General features: G+C 40.4%; 17 protein-coding genes. 1 reads left to right on the top strand and 16 read right to left on the bottom strand.

Going from position 1 to position 16087, the window contains the following annotated elements:
• Window positions 1-104: 104 nt before the first annotated feature.
• A complete protein-coding gene (locus tag I2503_RS04530; protein WP_196967176.1) occupies window positions 105-980 on the bottom strand; it encodes an aldehyde dehydrogenase family protein in 876 nt (291 codons plus the stop codon).
• A gap of 464 nt (window positions 981-1444) precedes the next feature.
• Between I2503_RS04530 and queG the strand changes: the two genes are divergently transcribed.
• Complete coding sequence (gene queG, locus I2503_RS04525; RefSeq protein ID WP_196967175.1) at window positions 1445-2572, top strand: tRNA epoxyqueuosine(34) reductase QueG; 1128 nt, start codon at window positions 1445-1447, stop codon at window positions 2570-2572.
• Between the two features lie 94 nt (window positions 2573-2666).
• On the opposite strand, the gene I2503_RS04520 is transcribed toward queG, so the two are convergent.
• The 15 genes from I2503_RS04520 to I2503_RS04450 form a co-directional block, all read right to left on the bottom strand.
• A complete protein-coding gene (locus tag I2503_RS04520; protein WP_196091512.1) occupies window positions 2667-2975 on the bottom strand; it encodes a DUF5960 family protein in 309 nt (102 codons plus the stop codon).
• On the bottom strand, window positions 2953-3327 hold the full coding sequence (locus I2503_RS04515; RefSeq protein ID WP_196967174.1) for a hypothetical protein: 375 nt from the start codon (window positions 3325-3327) through the stop codon (window positions 2953-2955). The genes I2503_RS04520 and I2503_RS04515 overlap by 23 nt, the downstream gene beginning before the upstream one ends.
• Complete coding sequence (locus I2503_RS04510) at window positions 3324-4739, bottom strand: Y-family DNA polymerase (protein WP_196967178.1); 1416 nt, start codon at window positions 4737-4739, stop codon at window positions 3324-3326. Before I2503_RS04510 ends, I2503_RS04515 begins: the two co-directional genes overlap by 4 nt.
• Before the next feature lie 21 nt (window positions 4740-4760).
• Window positions 4761-5459, bottom strand: a complete 699-nt coding sequence (locus I2503_RS04505) for an XRE family transcriptional regulator (RefSeq protein WP_196967173.1) — start codon at window positions 5457-5459, stop codon at window positions 4761-4763.
• 157 nt (window positions 5460-5616) lie between these two features.
• On the bottom strand, window positions 5617-6621 hold the full coding sequence (locus I2503_RS04500; protein WP_196967172.1) for a LacI family DNA-binding transcriptional regulator: 1005 nt from the start codon (window positions 6619-6621) through the stop codon (window positions 5617-5619).
• 144 nt (window positions 6622-6765) lie between these two features.
• Window positions 6766-8646, bottom strand: coding sequence for a heparinase II/III family protein (locus I2503_RS04495; protein WP_196967171.1), 1881 nt, complete (start codon window positions 8644-8646; stop codon window positions 6766-6768).
• Window positions 8647-9033: 387 nt separating this feature from the next.
• A complete protein-coding gene (locus I2503_RS04490; RefSeq protein ID WP_196967170.1) occupies window positions 9034-9849 on the bottom strand; it encodes a PTS system mannose/fructose/sorbose family transporter subunit IID in 816 nt (271 codons plus the stop codon).
• On the bottom strand, window positions 9836-10612 hold the full coding sequence (locus tag I2503_RS04485) for a PTS mannose/fructose/sorbose/N-acetylgalactosamine transporter subunit IIC (protein WP_196967169.1): 777 nt from the start codon (window positions 10610-10612) through the stop codon (window positions 9836-9838). Before I2503_RS04485 ends, I2503_RS04490 begins: the two co-directional genes overlap by 14 nt.
• A gap of 45 nt (window positions 10613-10657) precedes the next feature.
• A complete protein-coding gene (locus I2503_RS04480; RefSeq protein ID WP_196967168.1) occupies window positions 10658-11149 on the bottom strand; it encodes a PTS system mannose/fructose/N-acetylgalactosamine-transporter subunit IIB in 492 nt (163 codons plus the stop codon).
• 13 nt (window positions 11150-11162) lie between these two features.
• Window positions 11163-12350 carry a glycoside hydrolase family 88 protein gene (locus I2503_RS04475; RefSeq protein WP_196967167.1) on the bottom strand — a complete coding sequence of 396 codons (1188 nt, stop codon included), beginning with the start codon at window positions 12348-12350 and terminating at the stop codon, window positions 11163-11165.
• Entirely contained in the window at window positions 12331-12798 is a 468-nt protein-coding gene (locus tag I2503_RS04470; protein WP_196967166.1) for a PTS sugar transporter subunit IIA, read from the bottom strand. Before I2503_RS04470 ends, I2503_RS04475 begins: the two co-directional genes overlap by 20 nt.
• A gap of 22 nt (window positions 12799-12820) precedes the next feature.
• Window positions 12821-13453, bottom strand: coding sequence for a bifunctional 2-keto-4-hydroxyglutarate aldolase/2-keto-3-deoxy-6-phosphogluconate aldolase (locus tag I2503_RS04465; protein WP_196967165.1), 633 nt, complete (start codon window positions 13451-13453; stop codon window positions 12821-12823).
• Between the two features lie 12 nt (window positions 13454-13465).
• Window positions 13466-14467, bottom strand: a complete 1002-nt coding sequence (locus tag I2503_RS04460) for a sugar kinase (RefSeq protein WP_196967164.1) — start codon at window positions 14465-14467, stop codon at window positions 13466-13468.
• Window positions 14468-14484: 17 nt separating this feature from the next.
• Window positions 14485-15123 (bottom strand): RpiB/LacA/LacB family sugar-phosphate isomerase, encoded by a 639-nt coding sequence (locus tag I2503_RS04455; RefSeq protein WP_196967163.1) that lies wholly within the window; start codon window positions 15121-15123, stop codon window positions 14485-14487.
• Window positions 15124-15157: 34 nt separating this feature from the next.
• Window positions 15158-15973 carry a gluconate 5-dehydrogenase gene (locus I2503_RS04450; RefSeq protein WP_196967162.1) on the bottom strand — a complete coding sequence of 272 codons (816 nt, stop codon included), beginning with the start codon at window positions 15971-15973 and terminating at the stop codon, window positions 15158-15160.
• Between the last annotated feature and the right edge of the window lie 114 nt (window positions 15974-16087).

Raw genomic sequence — 16087 nt, 5'->3', positions numbered from 1 at the left:
GCTGTTATCGCTTGTGCTCATAAGATACTAAGAATTGTCTACAAACTTTTGAAAACACATCAAACTTATGAAGCAGCAAGAGCATTAGGGATGCGGCAACATCCTTAAGACATTTTTAAATATGTTCGCCTTAAGTATAACACAGATAGTGTTTTTTTGCGCTTTTTTACTGTGTTATTTTCAAATAAAAGACTATAGAAAGCTAGAACTGGGCAGAGTTTTTCAGTGGAATATGAGTAGTCGCGACCGACCTGAGTTTCTTCGTGAATAATGACCTTGACATCTTCGGGGATGTCTACCCCAGCAATTTTTCCGAGGGTTTGCGCATCTTTTCCGACCATAGCCGGATTCATAAGACCGTTTCCTTGGATCATCAACTTGTCAAACTTGTCTGCGTCTTCTCCAGTGATGAAGTAGGAACCTTGTTTTATAAACTCTTCTTTTACAGCTTCAGCGATAGCCTCATCCATGATTACAGATTGCTCTGAAGCACAGATAACACCATTATCGAAGGTTTTAGAACCAATAATCCGCTCAACTGTTAAAGGAATATTAGCTGTTTTCGCAATGTAGCAAGGTACATTCCTAGGTCCCACCCCAATGGCTGGTGGTCCAGAGGAATAAGCTGCCTTAACCATGGCTTTTCCACCGGTTGCCAGAATCATCTTAGTGTCTCGATCGTCCATCAATTCTTGTGTAGCTTCCAGAGAAGCATATTCTAAGTAGTTGACTGCATTTTCTGGTGCTCCAAACTTTTTCAAAGCTTGGCGAATCACATCCACAGTCGCTTGAATACACTGAGCTGCACTTGGACGTGGTGAAAAAATGATAGAATTCGCTGTTTTCAAGGCAATCATTGCCTTGAAAATAACGGTAGAAGTTGGGCTGGTAGATGGAATCAAGGCTGCAATGACACCTACTGGCACCGCTGCTTCCATGACTTTCTTTTCCTCATCTCGACGAAGAATTCCAGTCTCCAAGTCCTAAACTCCCATGGAAGCCAAGGTATTCTTGGCAACCTTATCCTGCCACTTTCCGTAGCCGGTTTCTTCGTTGGCCATTTTAGCCAATTCTTCGCGTTTGGCATAGGTTGCCTCTGCGACTGCTTTTACCAGGTCGTCGATTTGTTCTTACGACCATGTACCCAGGATTTCCTGTGCTTCTTTTGCTCCGCGAATTTGATTGCGGACTGCTTGTTTGACCACTAAGTCTTTATCTGTGAGGTGCATAGCGACAGCTCCTTTCATCTAGGATGTAGGCTCTTGCAATGCTCTAGAACCTCAAGCCTACATCTTCTTGTAGGCCCATTAACCGTTTCTTATGGAATACTATTTCTGGAACTGCTTCACAAATCTTATGTGAAACTTTAACAAACTTTTTTATTTTTTTACATAAACATATCCTTGTTATTTTTATTTCAAAAAAATTAAAGTATAATGGGGCTATGAATATCAAGGAAGAGATTAAAGCGCTAGCCCAGGAAATAGGGATTTCGAAAATTGGATTTACCACAGCAGATGACTTCAACTATTTAGAAAAATCGTTGCGATTAGCCCAAGAAGAGGACCGGTCATCAGGATTTGAACACAAGATTCTTGAGGAACGATTGGATCCAAAACTCAGTTTAAAGTCTGCCAAAACCATCATTTCTATCGCACTAGCCTATCCTCATAAATTGCCACAGCCGGTTGAAAAGTCTGAGTTTAAACGAGGTAAGTTCACTCCTTCTTCCTGGGGACGGGACTACCACTTCCTCCTGCAGGAAAAAATGGAGGCCTTAGCCCAAGCTATTTGCCAATTGGATACTGATCTAGAATACAAGACCATGGTCGATACAGGAGCTCTTGTCGACACCGCTGTCGCTCAACGGGCTGGATTAGGCTTTATCGGAAAAAATGGCCTTCTCATTACTGAAGAATACGGATCCTATGTTTTCTTGGGTGAGCTAATCACCAATCTAGAAATTGAACCAGACCAGCCCGTTCCCAATGGCTGTGGGGATTGTACCCGCTGCCTGACCTCTTGCCCGACGTCTTGTCTCATTGGGGATGGCAGTATGAATGCCAAACGCTGCCTCTCTTTCCAAACCCAAGACAAAGGAATGATGGATTTAGAATTCCGTAAAAAAATCAAATCTGTGATTTATGGTTGTGACATCTGTCAAATTTCTTGTCCTTATAACAAGGGGATCTTGAATCAGGCGCACACGGATATCGATCCTGAACTGGCTCATCCCCAACTCCTCCCGTTTTTGGAGTTGAGTAATGGACAGTTTAAAGAAAAGTTCGGTCAGGTAGCCGGCTCTTGGCGTGGAAAGAATATTCTTCAAAGAAATGCGATTATTGCTCTGGCCAATAGCCGTGATCGCTCTGCCATTCCCAAACTACTTGAAATCATTGATAAATCTCAAAATAAGATCCACGTTGCTACTGCCATCTGGGCGCTAGGACAAATCGTTCCTAAACCGAATTCAGAAATGATTGCTTTTATTGAAAGCTTACAAGGATTGGATGAGGACGGTCAGTTAGAACAAACCAGACTTCTAGAAAAATGGCAGGCCAATCCTGTTTAGTTTGATACTTGATAACGAAAATAAAACTGCAGCCAGCCTGATACGTCACAGAATCTCCCGCTTGGCTGCAGTTTTGATTTGGAACGAAATGAACTTATGTTGTTTTCTCAGAATTCTTTCGTTGGTCCATCCCTTGATAATCATAAATCCGAACCTTGGGATTTTCTTTTGGGCTGCGGATTTTAAAATAAAAATAATGGTCTGCCCCATCTCGACTCTTGGTTTTATGGAGTCGGAAATAATTGGTTTGCTTCAAAGCCATTGTCAGCAAAATATCATCAACTAAAAAGGTCAAAGGATCCACTCCCTTGTAATAACGGTGAAAATCTTCCTCAAAAGTTAGGTAAGAATCTGAGAAATAGTCTAATTGTAATAGATCATCATAGATTGCCTTCCGATTCATCCAATACCTCCACAAGACTTAATTCTAAAATATCGTCTATTTGGACTCTACGATACCCTTCACTGGTTCTCAAGGTCACAGTTTCAGTTCCCAGTTCACTGACCAGTCCTTGATAGGATGTTCTTTGCCCTCTCTGTTTACTAACAATAGCACCTTGTGCTTGATGCTGGTAGAGTTGGCCTAAACGAATTAAAATATCCAATCTAGACAAGGAAGAAGACAAATCCACTTGTTTTCTGTCCGCTTCTAAAGAGGTCACATGCTCTGATAAGAAAAAGCCCATCCATTTTTGCATACCCGAATCTCGGTAATCACGCGCTGTTTGATAGGGAAGATAGTTGCGGTCAATCATGTTAAACCATCCAATCCACCAGCAGAGTGTCCTCCAACTAGCTTACTACGAGCCAAAGAACGAGAAGCCTCCGTCAAGGCCGTCGCTTTCTGCAGACTAGCAAAACCAAACTCTTGCCGAATCTGATCAACAGCTAACTGCAGGCGTTCTTTTTTCAGTATTTCTTCTGGGTCTTCAAACAGATTCAGCAGGGTCAATTCCTCACTAACAAAAGATCCATAGGAAACAGCAATTCTTCTGACAGAGCCACCGGTATGCTTTTTACGAAACAGTTGCAGGACATATTGCTGCAGCATTTCAGTCTGGTTAACGGGCTCCACCTGCATCTGACTTCGGAAAGACTTTTTCTCATCGAAGCCGGAGTACCCAATGTAGATTGAAATCTTGGTTGTCTTCTTCTTCCGCTTTCGTAGTCGAATGGCTACTTGTTCTGCCATCTCTTTTAGAACAAGTTCAATCTCTTCCTGTCGGTCATAATCTCTGGGGAGAACTTGGGAATTCCCTAGCCCCTTAGATTTTGGCTTATAGGGACGTTGAACCTTACTTTCATCAATCCCGTGGGCATGGAACCACAATTGAACCCCGTAAACACCCAATTCCTTCTTCAATTGATCTGGATTAGCTGCAGCCAACTGACGGATAGAGTAAATACCAAGGTGCTGTAGCCGTCTGGACATCGCTTCCCCTATCCCCCAAAAATCGGTTAATTTAGGAATAGACCAGACCTTTTGTACCACATCTTCATAAGACCAGTTAGCTCGCATTGTTGCCGTTTTTTTGGCCTCATTATCTAGTGCTAACTTTGCTAAAAGAGGATTGGCGTTGGAAAGACCTACAGCTGAGTAAACACCTGTCTTACGATAGATATCCCGCTGGATTCGAGCACTCACCATCTCTAATTTCTTTTTGCGACTGAGACTCGGGTTTGGAATAAAGTAATTCAGGGAAGCGCTTAGGTCTAAAAAGCCCTCGTCTATCGAGTAGGGTAGAATATCCTCTAAGCCTGCATATTGCTGGAATACCTGTTGAATTTCCATATTTTTTTCAATATAAAGATCCATTCGAGGTGGGACAATCAAACTGTTTCGCGCCCACTCTTCAACAAAGGCCACATAGGCAGAATCTGTAGGTAACCCCTGCCTGCGAGCTACTCCATAGGAAAAACGCCGAGTTCGGATATCAAAGGGTAAATCACGCGCCCGTCCCACATTAGACTTACCAAACACCTGTTTAAAGAGCGGGGAAGAAGCCAAAATCAAGCCATTGGAATTGTCAGTTCGACTCATGACACATAGGGAAGTCTTGAGCGGGTGCAATCCCCGCATAGCGCATTCCACACTCGCATAAAAAGACTTCATATCAACGAAAGCTATATCACTACGAGGCTCCCGGCTATAATCAAAGAGCTCTATTGACTGATTCTCTTCCACATACTACACCTCCTCCACAGGTCGGAAATGTCCAATAACTTTGCCGACAATCCGAAAATCATCCTCAGGACCAGCGAACATATCTGCATAATCGGAATTAAAGGACACAATACGATAACCTTCCGGTTCACGGTATACCCGCTTGATATAAGCACGTCCATTTAAGGAAATGGCATAAACAGCTCCGTCATAGTCAAATCCGTCATCATCAAATAAGGCCACCTCCCCATCAAAGTATTTAGGCTCCATGGAGTCCCCTTGAATAAAGGAAGCAAAATCATAAGAATACTCCTGATCTGTATAAACGGTCTGGAAGGATTGCTCATCGTAATAGACCTCCCCAAAACCAGCTGATAACGGCACCTGATCTAGCACCTGAACCGCAAACAATGGCACCACCTTGGACTTGGTTTCTGCTGCTACTTGAGCTTCCAGTAAGTTCTCAACATAGTCCTCGGCCTTCAGTTTATTGCTAGCGTTTAGTTGTAAATACGGATGAACAATGGCATATTCCGATTCAAAATAGGTCGCTTCCACCTCAAAAAGTGCAGCTAATTTTTCCAAATTCGCTTGGTTTGGTTTGGCCCGTCCCAACTCCCAACTAGCATAAGAAGCTCTGTTAATTCCTAAAACCAGTGCAACATCCGCTTGTGTCTTCGCTTGCTTCTCGCGCAAGTCTCTTAATCGTTGACCAGAAAACATAAAAACCTCCTGTGTGTTTTATTAAACACATTATACATAAAAAAGAGATAAATGTCTATCCATTATCTAAAAAATAGAAACCATTCAAACCCCAAAAAGCTTCTTTGAAAGAATATTCCAAAGAAGCTTTTTCAAAATACATTAGTCTAAAATCTGACTAGAGATTCGTAGATTCATTCCAATTGACATAACAGTTCAAAACCTGATGTTTCTCCTCTTCATTCAATCCTTGGATGTCATCAATTAAAATATGAGTTGCCTTACTTCCCTCTTCAAAAGCTGGTTGAACAATTGTAGAGACCGTTGGTGATGCCAGATTACTCCATTCGGTATTGTCAAATCCAAGTAAACCAACGCGAGGCATATCACAACCAAGATTCTTCATCGTTGTATAAACCAAAGGGAGTGCCCAGCAATTAGGAGCAAAAATTAAGGTCGGTTTTTCTGCATCAATTTCTTGCTTTAAAAAAGTCTCCAATTCACCCACATCTGTTTGAACGTCTGAAATGATTAACTCACTGTAACTTTTATGGACATTTGTTAAAGCATCAATAAAACCAGAAGTTCGTTCAATCCGTGTACTGAGTCGACTTGGATCTGCAGTTATCAATATAAATTTTTCATAGCCTTTTTTGATACAACTTTGAATAGTGTCGTAAACAGCGTCATAGTTATTGGTTTTTACCCAATTGCTGTTGTACTCATAGAGCTGACTGTCAAAAAAAACAATCTTTTTATTTTTCTCGTCGATAATACGAGAGTATTTCCGGAAATTGGAGGTCGGCTGAATCACAAAACCGTCTACACCAAGCTGCAACATGCTTTCAATATAGCGATCTTCACTAGTCTGACTATAATCACTATTCCCGATGATGACTTGATAGCCTTTGTCATTAGCTGCTTCTTCGATCCCCTTTAGAATCTGATTGGAAAAACTATTGGTAATATCTCCAATAAGAACGCCGATGAGTTTCGTTTGCTTAGAAGTTAGTCCACGCGCAATAATGCTTGGTTTATAATCTGTCTCTTGAATGGCTTGTTGAATCCGAACTCGTGTAGTTTCTGACATTTTGTCATATTTTCCATTTAGATAAAAAGAAACCGTAGTTTTTGAAGTATTTGCTAACTTAGCTACGTCATTAATCGTCACTTTTTTTGACATACCCTCACCTCTCCCTTTAAGTTATGGACATTTGCTATTATTTTCTCAAAAGAAAGCGGTTAACCCCTTGTGTTACAAGGTTTTTTTCTCTATTTCACTTTAAGCATAACATAAGTAAAATCAGAAGGCAAACTGTTTACTTAACTAATGGCGCAAGCGTCGTATTTCCTTGGTTTTACGATTATAAACAATGCATTTTCCCCGAAGTTTGACACCATCAACCACCAGTAGTTTTTCACCTCGATAGATTTCTCTGTCCTGAAAGAGGATGAGATAGTCTTCATCTTCAGTTCGCTTACATGAAAAAGCCTTGGCATGAGGAAAGAGTTCCTGATTTGACCTGAAAACAGGTACTTTTTTCACCGTGAACCCCTGCTCAGCTATGACAGTAACTGTCGCCAAGTGATCCTGAAAAGATTCCTGTCTAACAATTTTACTGGTTGCTTCCAATTGATTGTACCGAGGAGAATAGAGACTATCCGTTAACACAAAATTTTTCTCGCTATAAATCTGTAAATCCCCTATTTTATTTTCTAAAAAATTCAAATCCGGACTTAGAACAAACTGTGTCCTCAAGGTATGTTCACCGGAACAATCTAGAATATCAAACAAGAAAATAAGGTCGGCGCCAACGCTCAATACTTGTCGCTCATGCCAAAAAGATGAACCGTTCGTAAGTTGGGCCTGATAAACACCTTGGAGCAAGTGACAATCTTTTCGACTTTTGAAAGTGTGATTAATCAGATACGGATAAGAGTGATAACTCCAAGAGTTTTCAATTTGTTCAGAGGGAACATCATCCAATAAGCAGACATTATGGGCTAGGCTGCTTTTCAAAAAATAACGTTCGCGGCACTCTCGATAAGTATAACGACCAGGATCAATGAAAATCGGTTTACTACGATGATACAGACAGAGTTGATTTTGATCGGAGTGGCTATGACCACTTCCCATAGGACCAGCTTTAAAAAAAATCAAAGAGTCTTCTTCACGAATAAGGCTATGTCCAATCTCGGAAAAATACTTGCCTCCTTGAGGCGGCTTAACTGGAATCAAACCTTGAAAAGTGTCTAAGCCCTCTTCTCCAACCAAGAAGAGAACTTTTAAATCTAGCCGTCGAATATCCGGGATGTCTAGGAGATAATTTGCATCTTCTAGAACAATAGCTGCAAATTGAAGGACGTCATGAAGCGCGTGAATATCACTATCGCCTACAGCTATATTATGCCCATCAGGCCCTGTCATCCATAACACATAGTTCCCCATTTTTCTCAAAGTATCGGACAAAAGCACTGCATATTTAGGGATTCGATAAGCTAATTCTAACAAGAGCTGAAACACTTCAACATGATAGAGAAATGATTGCTCAAACTGGGTACCATCTTCAAGAATCTGTGTTTGAACTTGTGTCAAAATTTCTGCATCAGCAAATTGCCTTTCGGATTCTAACGTCACCTCATTTCCGAATACATAATCTACCAATAAGATGGCAACCGTTTGAAAAATGCCCCAATTACTTAAAGTATCTTTGGGTCTATAGTTGGACTTCAGGAAGGTTAGCTGATTTTTAAGAGATTGCAACAGGTTATAATACTCTTCGTCATCAATCACTGCATTGTCTCTTAACAAAGGAATGACTCTACTCCAACTGATGCAACGAATGGCAGTATCCATTGTCCGACAACGCAAATCTTTGGGACTAAATTCTTGAACTTGAGCAATCCAAGATTCCATGAAATCCTTTATTTTTTCAAGATAGGAAGAATCTCCAGAAAGTTGAAATGCAAGGCCTAGTTTCCACAAATATTCTTGGCGATTTAACATAAACAGCCATTCCTCATCACCATGACAATCCATATCCCATCTCAAAGGAGATAGTCTATAGGGAATTAAACAGGGTTCCATATCCCAATTATCATCAAACACAAAAATGTTTTCTAGCAATAGCTTCGCAGACTTTAACACAGACTTAAGAGCTGGTTGCTGTCCTTGTTCTAATATCTCTAGGACTGATTGACTATACATACTCTGCTCCTTTTCTTCCTTTCAAGGAAAATAGAGAAAGAGGCTAGGAAAACCTACACCTCTCTTTCTAAGTTTATTTCAAAATCAAGCCTAATCACAGCTCTCCCTAACTCTCCTCTTCCTCTCGAGATTATCAACCCGGTTCCAAGATGCAATAACCTTTGAGGTGGCAATAAACTGATACTCTGTGCAGTTCAAAATCTGAACCTTGTTAAACCTCTTCTTCAATTCCTAAATTAAGATTCGAGTCAGATTTCAAACTGCTTTGAGTATTCTGATTTTGAAATTAAATTGGTATGAATTAAGACAAGGAGATGGTGGCAAGATCTTCTTACTCAATACAATCAGCAATTTATCTGGAGAGTTCGAACTATGGGAGGGATAAGATTAGGCAAGGATTCCAAGCCAGCTTCCAATAATTCCAATAATAACAGTTAAGATAACTAATTTATAGGTAGTCCATTTTTTACTTTTAATGAGGTAGTAAACAAATAGAGTAAACAAAGCTGGCAGTAAGGCTGGTGCAATTTTATCCAACATTCCTTGAATAGATACAATACTTTGTTGTGCTTCTTCTTGGACTTCTCCTGCAGCAAAAGTAATCGGCACTTGAATTTTGACAAATGTTACTGCTAGGCCAGAAATAACAGTGACACCAATGATGTTCGCTATATTCGAAATCGTTGCCATTTGCTCACTCATTTTGTCAATGACACTTGTTCCGAATTTATAACCATAAAGACCTGTCAACAATTTAATACTGGTTAGAATGATATTCATCCCAAGGAAAAACAAGATTGGACCTAGGACCAACCCTTGACCTGCCAAGGAGGCAGCAATGGTGGATAGCAAAGGCGCTAAGACAAATTGGGATAGGGAATCACCGATTCCAGCTAAGGGGACCATCAAGGCCATTTTAATGCCTCGAGTTTCATCTTCGGGGCGATTATTTTCCAGCATTACCAAGTGAAGACTGGTGATAAAAGGTAAGAAGTGTGGGTTGGTATTGTAAAATTCACAGTTCTTTTCCAAAGCTTTATAAAGAGCTTTTTCGTCATTTCCAAAATGTTTTTTAAAGGCTGGATATAGTACATTGGCATAGCCAATCCCCTGATAATTGTTATAGTTAAAACCATTCTGAAGGAAAAAGGCTCTTAAGGATGTTGTGATATAGTCTTTTTTACTTAGTTTAGATCCAGTCATCTTGGGCCTCCTCCTGTTTAACTACGGGCTGTTCTGACTTGTTGAAAAATTCTTTCAAGGCAAAAATACTTCCGACGATGGCGATTCCAATAACAGGCAATTCTAAATAAGCAGCGCAAACATAGCCTAGAAGAACAAATGGGATCAATTCTTTCTTGGCCATAACGGATAGAATCATGGCAAAGCCAATGGCTGGAAGCATTTTACCAGCTACACTAAGTCCATTCAACAATACTGGTGGGATAAGCTCCACAAGACTTAGCAGAGTATCCATTGAATAGGCTCCTAAAAATCCTAGGGCAAATCCAACAACAGCAAAGGTAATGATGGTACGATTTGCAACACCTCTAAACTTAGAGATATTCCCTGCCCGTAAGTGTTTCACAGCGGATTCTGGAGAACCAGCATGAATGGTATAGGCTGACGTCTGTAAAAATTGAATCCCGACCGCAATCGGAGTCGATAGAGCTAAAGCTGCTTCTGGAGTGACTTTGCCTGCACTAGTAACCGCCATTAGAGTTCCGAAGATACCAGGTCCAATTGGATTTGGAGGTACAGTTCCACCTGCTCCTACTCCAAATCCCATATAGGCCAATTCACTAATGGCTCCCATGGTTAAGGCCGTAGGAAGATCCCCCAAAATGAGACCAACTCCAAATGAGAGAACGATGCTTCGGTTTGTGTAAATACCAAGCAACAAACCGCTAAAACAAAAGGCTGTCCAAAGACCGATAAGGACGGCCTGTATGATACTAATTGTCATAATTACTCTCCTTCAAATTGTTGAAATGAGTTTAGCCACAGAAAATCAAATGTAGTCCAAGACATTAACCTGAGCAGCACCATCATTACCAGATGGAGTTGTTTTGGTATTGAATTGAACATGATAAACCTCGCTCAATTCCTTGACAGCAGCTTTATCTTCAGGTCCAAAGAAAATGGAACGTGTCACCTGAGTTTTTCCCTCAGAATTATGGATATTCCCGATATTTAACTCTTGAATAGGAACCCCTCCTTTGACGAGGGTTAAGGCATCTGGTAAGTCTTTCATCACCAGAAAAATCGTCTGAGCTGGATTGGCCTTGTGAATGACATCAATAACTTTCTGCAAGGAGAAAAAGCGCATTGCAACAGAGCTTGGAATAACAGTTTTCATTAATGTTTGCTGAATAGGGTCTTCACTCACTTCATCGTTTGCAACAATAACTGTGTTACACCCCAAACTCTTTGTCCACAACTGACCTTGTCCATGAATCAAACGTTCGTCAACACGCGCCATTACAATATTCGGTGTCGCCATAAAATACTACCTCCTACCAATATGGATCCCAATCCTTATAAAAACGGATTAGAGCTTCTAAATAATAATAATCGCCCCAAATATTTCCTTGGTCAACCCCTTTTCCAGAATGCCAGGAGTAGACTCCGTGTTCCAAAATAGGTTTGCCAGGTTTCAAATCTTTGGTTGAATAATGTTCGATCAAAGAGCGAAGCAGGCTATGCATGGCATATTTATAAGTTAGTTTATCGTCATCTGTTTCTGGTAAATATTTCAACATCTCATGAATTCCACAAACCGCAACAGCAGTCGCAGATGAATCACGGGCCTGGTCACTACCATCTGAAAAAATCAAATCCCAATAAGAAACAGAGTCCTTAGGCAATCGATTTAGAAAATAGTTGGCAACCCCTTTAAACAGGACGATGCTCTCTTCGTCTCTATTTTTCCGATAGATTAAAGGAATTCCATAGATTCCCCAAGCTTGTCCACGAGCCCAAGAAGAATCATCGCTGTACCCCTGTCTAGTAACTCCTTTTAGGGGGTTACCTGTTTGCGGATCAAAGTAATAGGTATGGAAGGTTGAGGAGTCGTCTCGAATAACGGTTTCAACAGAAGTATAGAAATGTTTCATCGCAATATCAGAATAATGCTGCTTCCCAGTCGTCTCCGAAGCAAAGAAGAGTAACTGTAGATTAAGGAGGCAGTCAATAATAAGCCGATAGTCTTCTGCTTTCCCTAAAACTCCCCAAGCTTGAATAAACTCTCCAACTTCTTGGTAACGTTCCAATAACTTATCCGCTGCTTTGATGGATGCTACTAAAGCTTGAGGACTCCCTGTTAGTTTATAATCTGCCACACAGGACGGTGAATACAGAAATCCTAAATCATGATGATCTAATTCAATTCGATTTTGAACACGATCTAAGAAAGACAGCGTGTTTTTCTGAGCCAAATCTTTGAAAACAGGATTCGAGGAATATTCATAACTTAGCCAAAGTAAGCCGGTCCAAAAGCCATTCGTCCACTCAATATTTTCAATAACAGAGTAGAAATCATCAGAAGCGGCCGGGCTAGGGTAAGCTTCTCCGAAATAGGTAGTATTCAAAAGAATTTGTTCAACGGCTAGTTCAATTGCTGCCTTCACTTCTTCCTTAGATAATAGCTGCTCTTGCTTAAATTGATCTGCTCTTTGAATTGGTTCAACAGTAACCCGCTTCATAAATCCCTCCCTTTAAAATACCATCTTGAAATAGGGCAGCTGTTTCCTCTTTTTGATTTAGTAGAGAAACAGAATCTACTATTCCATCTTTTCCAACTTGAACCAATTTTTCAATAAGAGTTTCAAAGTCGTAGTTTAAGCGAGAGAAGCTTGCGTCTAATACCATGGCTAAATTTAAGCCTGATAAAACGACTACCTCATCATCAGAGAACTGTTGAGCGACTTCGATACTAACTTTAAAAGGAGTTCCACCCAATAAATCTGTTAAGATGAGGGTCTTGTCATCCTCTGGAATTGCTGAAGCAATGTGACTACCAAGCTCCCTTGCAGACATTCCCTCTACAAAATCAATCGGCAAGATGTTTTCCAAATCACCAGCAATTAGTTTTAAAGAACTCAAAATACCACTTGCAAAATTTCCATGTGCCACTACAATAATCTGTACCATTTTCAATGCTCCTTATTCTTGATCATTGTCTAAAATTGGAGTATCCTCGTGCAATCTCTTGAATCTTGTCAAATTCACCTTGACTGGCTAAGCGATTAAATTCACCACCAATGCCAACCGCATCTACTCCAGTCTCTAACCACTCTCCAACAGTGTCTAGCTTGATTCCTCCAGTAACCATAATGGATACCTGAGGAATAGGGGCTTTAATAGCTGAAATATAATCCCGACCTAGCACACTTGCTGGAAAAAGTTTGACCATGGGACACCCAGCTTCAAGAGCCTGAGTAATCTCTGTTAAGGTCATACAGCCAGGAATGTAGGGAATCGCATATAAATGACACATAGTGGCAACTTCCCTGTTAAAGGATGGGGAGACAATATATTGAGCTCCTGCTAAAATAGCTAATCGGGCAGTCGCTGCATCTAAGACAGTCCCAGCACCAATTAAAACAGCTGCGTTTGTTTGATAGAGTTTCACCAATTCTTGAATGACTTGGCTAGCTTCTGGATTTGTATAAGCTACCTCTAAAGCTGTCAGGCCACCAGCAATACAAGCTGAGGCAGCCCTCAAAGCATCCTCTTGATTGTCACCACGTAACACAACCACGAATTTTTGCTCTCGTAAATGTAAAATTACTTCTTGTGAACCCATAATTCAACTCCCTTATCGAATGACATCCTTAGCTTCACCTAAGATAGAATAGATGTTGTGAACTGGCTGAACCATGAAATCACCTTCTAAACTACATTTATAAAGCCCGCTTGCTAGAGCAAAATCTGTAACATCTTTGACGCCCTTTCCTCGCAGTAGTTGGTACAGAGCACCAGCTACAAATGCATCCCCACTTCCAACTCGCTGAAGCACCTGCGTCCTTAATGCTTTACTAGAATAAAATGTTTCCATTAAACCATAAGCTTGATAGGTATGCGTACCATTTGAATCAACTTGCCGAATGGTATGAAAAATTCCTTTTAGGGAGTACTTTTTCTTCAAGATTGACATCCGATGTTCTAACTCTTCTTCACTTGCTCCTTCACGATTAAATAAAGTCCAGTCATCTGGATCTTGTAAAAGAGGTTCAATGCCAAAACAATAGTCGGCTAGCGATGCAAACTCTGAAAATAACGTTTTAGCCTCCCGTATCTCGATTAAACTGGAGCGCCAATTTAAATCAAATGAGATTGGAATATGGAGTGACTTTGCTACTGTTAAGATTTTTTTGAGCCAAACTGATGCAGAAGCTGCGACCGCTAATGTAATACCGCTAAAATGTATCCACTCAACCCCATCTAATACATCTTCTGTAGAGATAGACCTTTCATCAATACTGGAAAAACTTGAAAACTTACGATCGTAGTAAACTTTGCTTGTTCGACAGCCAAAGCCTTCCTCTAAATAGTAAAGTCCTATTCGGTCACCTAAGCGTAAAATAGAACTGGTATCTATACCATGACTTGATAAAAAGGTAGAGAAACGGTCCCCTAGAGAATTTTTGGGTAAAGCTGTAAAAATTTTAGCCTCTTGACCAAATCCCTGTAAGGTACAAGCTATATTCACTTCAGAACCCCCAAAAAAACATTTAGCATCAACACCATCCGAAAGTTCAAGATGATGTAGTGGACTAATCCGAATTAAGGGTTCACCGATTAACAATACCTTTTTCATCTTACTTCCCTCTTAATCTATTCCAAGACTGACTTCAAGTACTGAGAAATTTCCTCATTTTGAGAATTGGCAAAGAAATATTCTTGAAAATGTTCCCCAGCAATTGTTTCTTTTAGAAAATCTTGATCAATTTCTTTTAAAACTGTTAGTAAATCTTTATAGGTAATTTCCTTCATTTCGCTTAGGATACGGGCGTTTCTTTGCTCTGGAACAGCACGTTCACGGGGATAGCCTCCTCCCATTTCATCAGCAAACAGACGTTCAAATATTAATTTAAGATTTAACTCTGCTCCCCAGCCGAATCCTTTAGCAAACGGAATGGATAGAGCATTCCCGCCATTAATCTGAGAAAATAGATAGGCGTCTGTAGGATCTGAAGCGAACCCACAAGTAACACCTGGGAAGCTATTAGCAGCCAATAAAGCTCCAATACCTGTTCCACAGCCAGTAATCACAAAATCAGCTGCTTTACTGACCAGAAGAATAGAAGCTAAAAGACCATTTTGAACATAGGTTAAAGAGCTTTCTCCTTCCACTCCATACATGCCGTAGTTAAAGGCCTCATAACCTTTTTCATCGGTAACGTCTTTCAAAGTTTTGAAAATCAAGCTATTTTTAGCCGCCTGACTATTTTCATTAATAAGTGCAATCTTCATACGATACTCCTTTCAACTTTCACAACAAGCAAGATTAATTTGAGGGCTGTTTGCCGATATAAGCAAGGATTCCACCATCTACATATAGGATGTGGCCATTTACAAAATCACTAGCATCACTCGCTAAAAACACTGCAGGACCTACTAAATCCTCTACTTCTCCCCAACGTGCGGCTGGAGTTTTAGCAACAATAAATTGATCGAAGGGATGGTGACTACCGTCTTCTTGGATTTCGCGGAGTGGGGCTGTTTGCGGCGTTGCAATATAGCCAGGTCCTATCCCGTTACATTGAATATTTGCAGCTCCGTATTCAGAAGCGATGTTTTTCGTTAACATTTTTAAGCCTCCTTTTGCTGCAGCATAGGCCGATACGGTTTCGCGTCCTAATTCACTCATCATTGAGCAAATATTGATGATTTTTCCATGGCCTTTTTTAATCATAGAAGGGATAACCGCTTTTGAAACAATAAACGGAGCATTTAGATCAATATCAATAACCTGTCTAAAGGCTTCTGCAGACATTTCATGCATAGGAACTCTACGAATAATCCCCGCATTATTGACTAGGATATCAATGACTCCAACCTCTGCTTCAATCTGCTTGACCATGGCCTGAATACCCTCTTCATCGGTAACATCGCAGACATACCCATGAGCTGAGATCCCTTGCTCCATGTATGCTTGAAGACCTTTATCAACAAGTTCTTGGCTAATATCATTAAAAACAATAGTAGCCCCTACGTCAGCAAAGGATTTTGCAATCGCAAAGCCAATTCCATAGGATGCTCCCGTTATAAGTGCAACCTTACCTTCTAACGAAAATTTAGTCACTGAAAATGAACTTCCCATCAGAAAACCTCCTTTTGTAATCGTTTTCAAAAACAATATACCAAATCAAACCGGTTTTGTAAACGATTTATAATCAATTTCCTGGATTTTTTATAAAATAATGCGCGCTAAATC

Source organism: Streptococcus sp. NLN64 (assembly GCF_015831295.1).
Classification (GTDB): Bacteria; Bacillota; Bacilli; order Lactobacillales; family Streptococcaceae; genus Streptococcus.
This window is presented reverse-complemented; position numbering and strand designations above follow the sequence as displayed.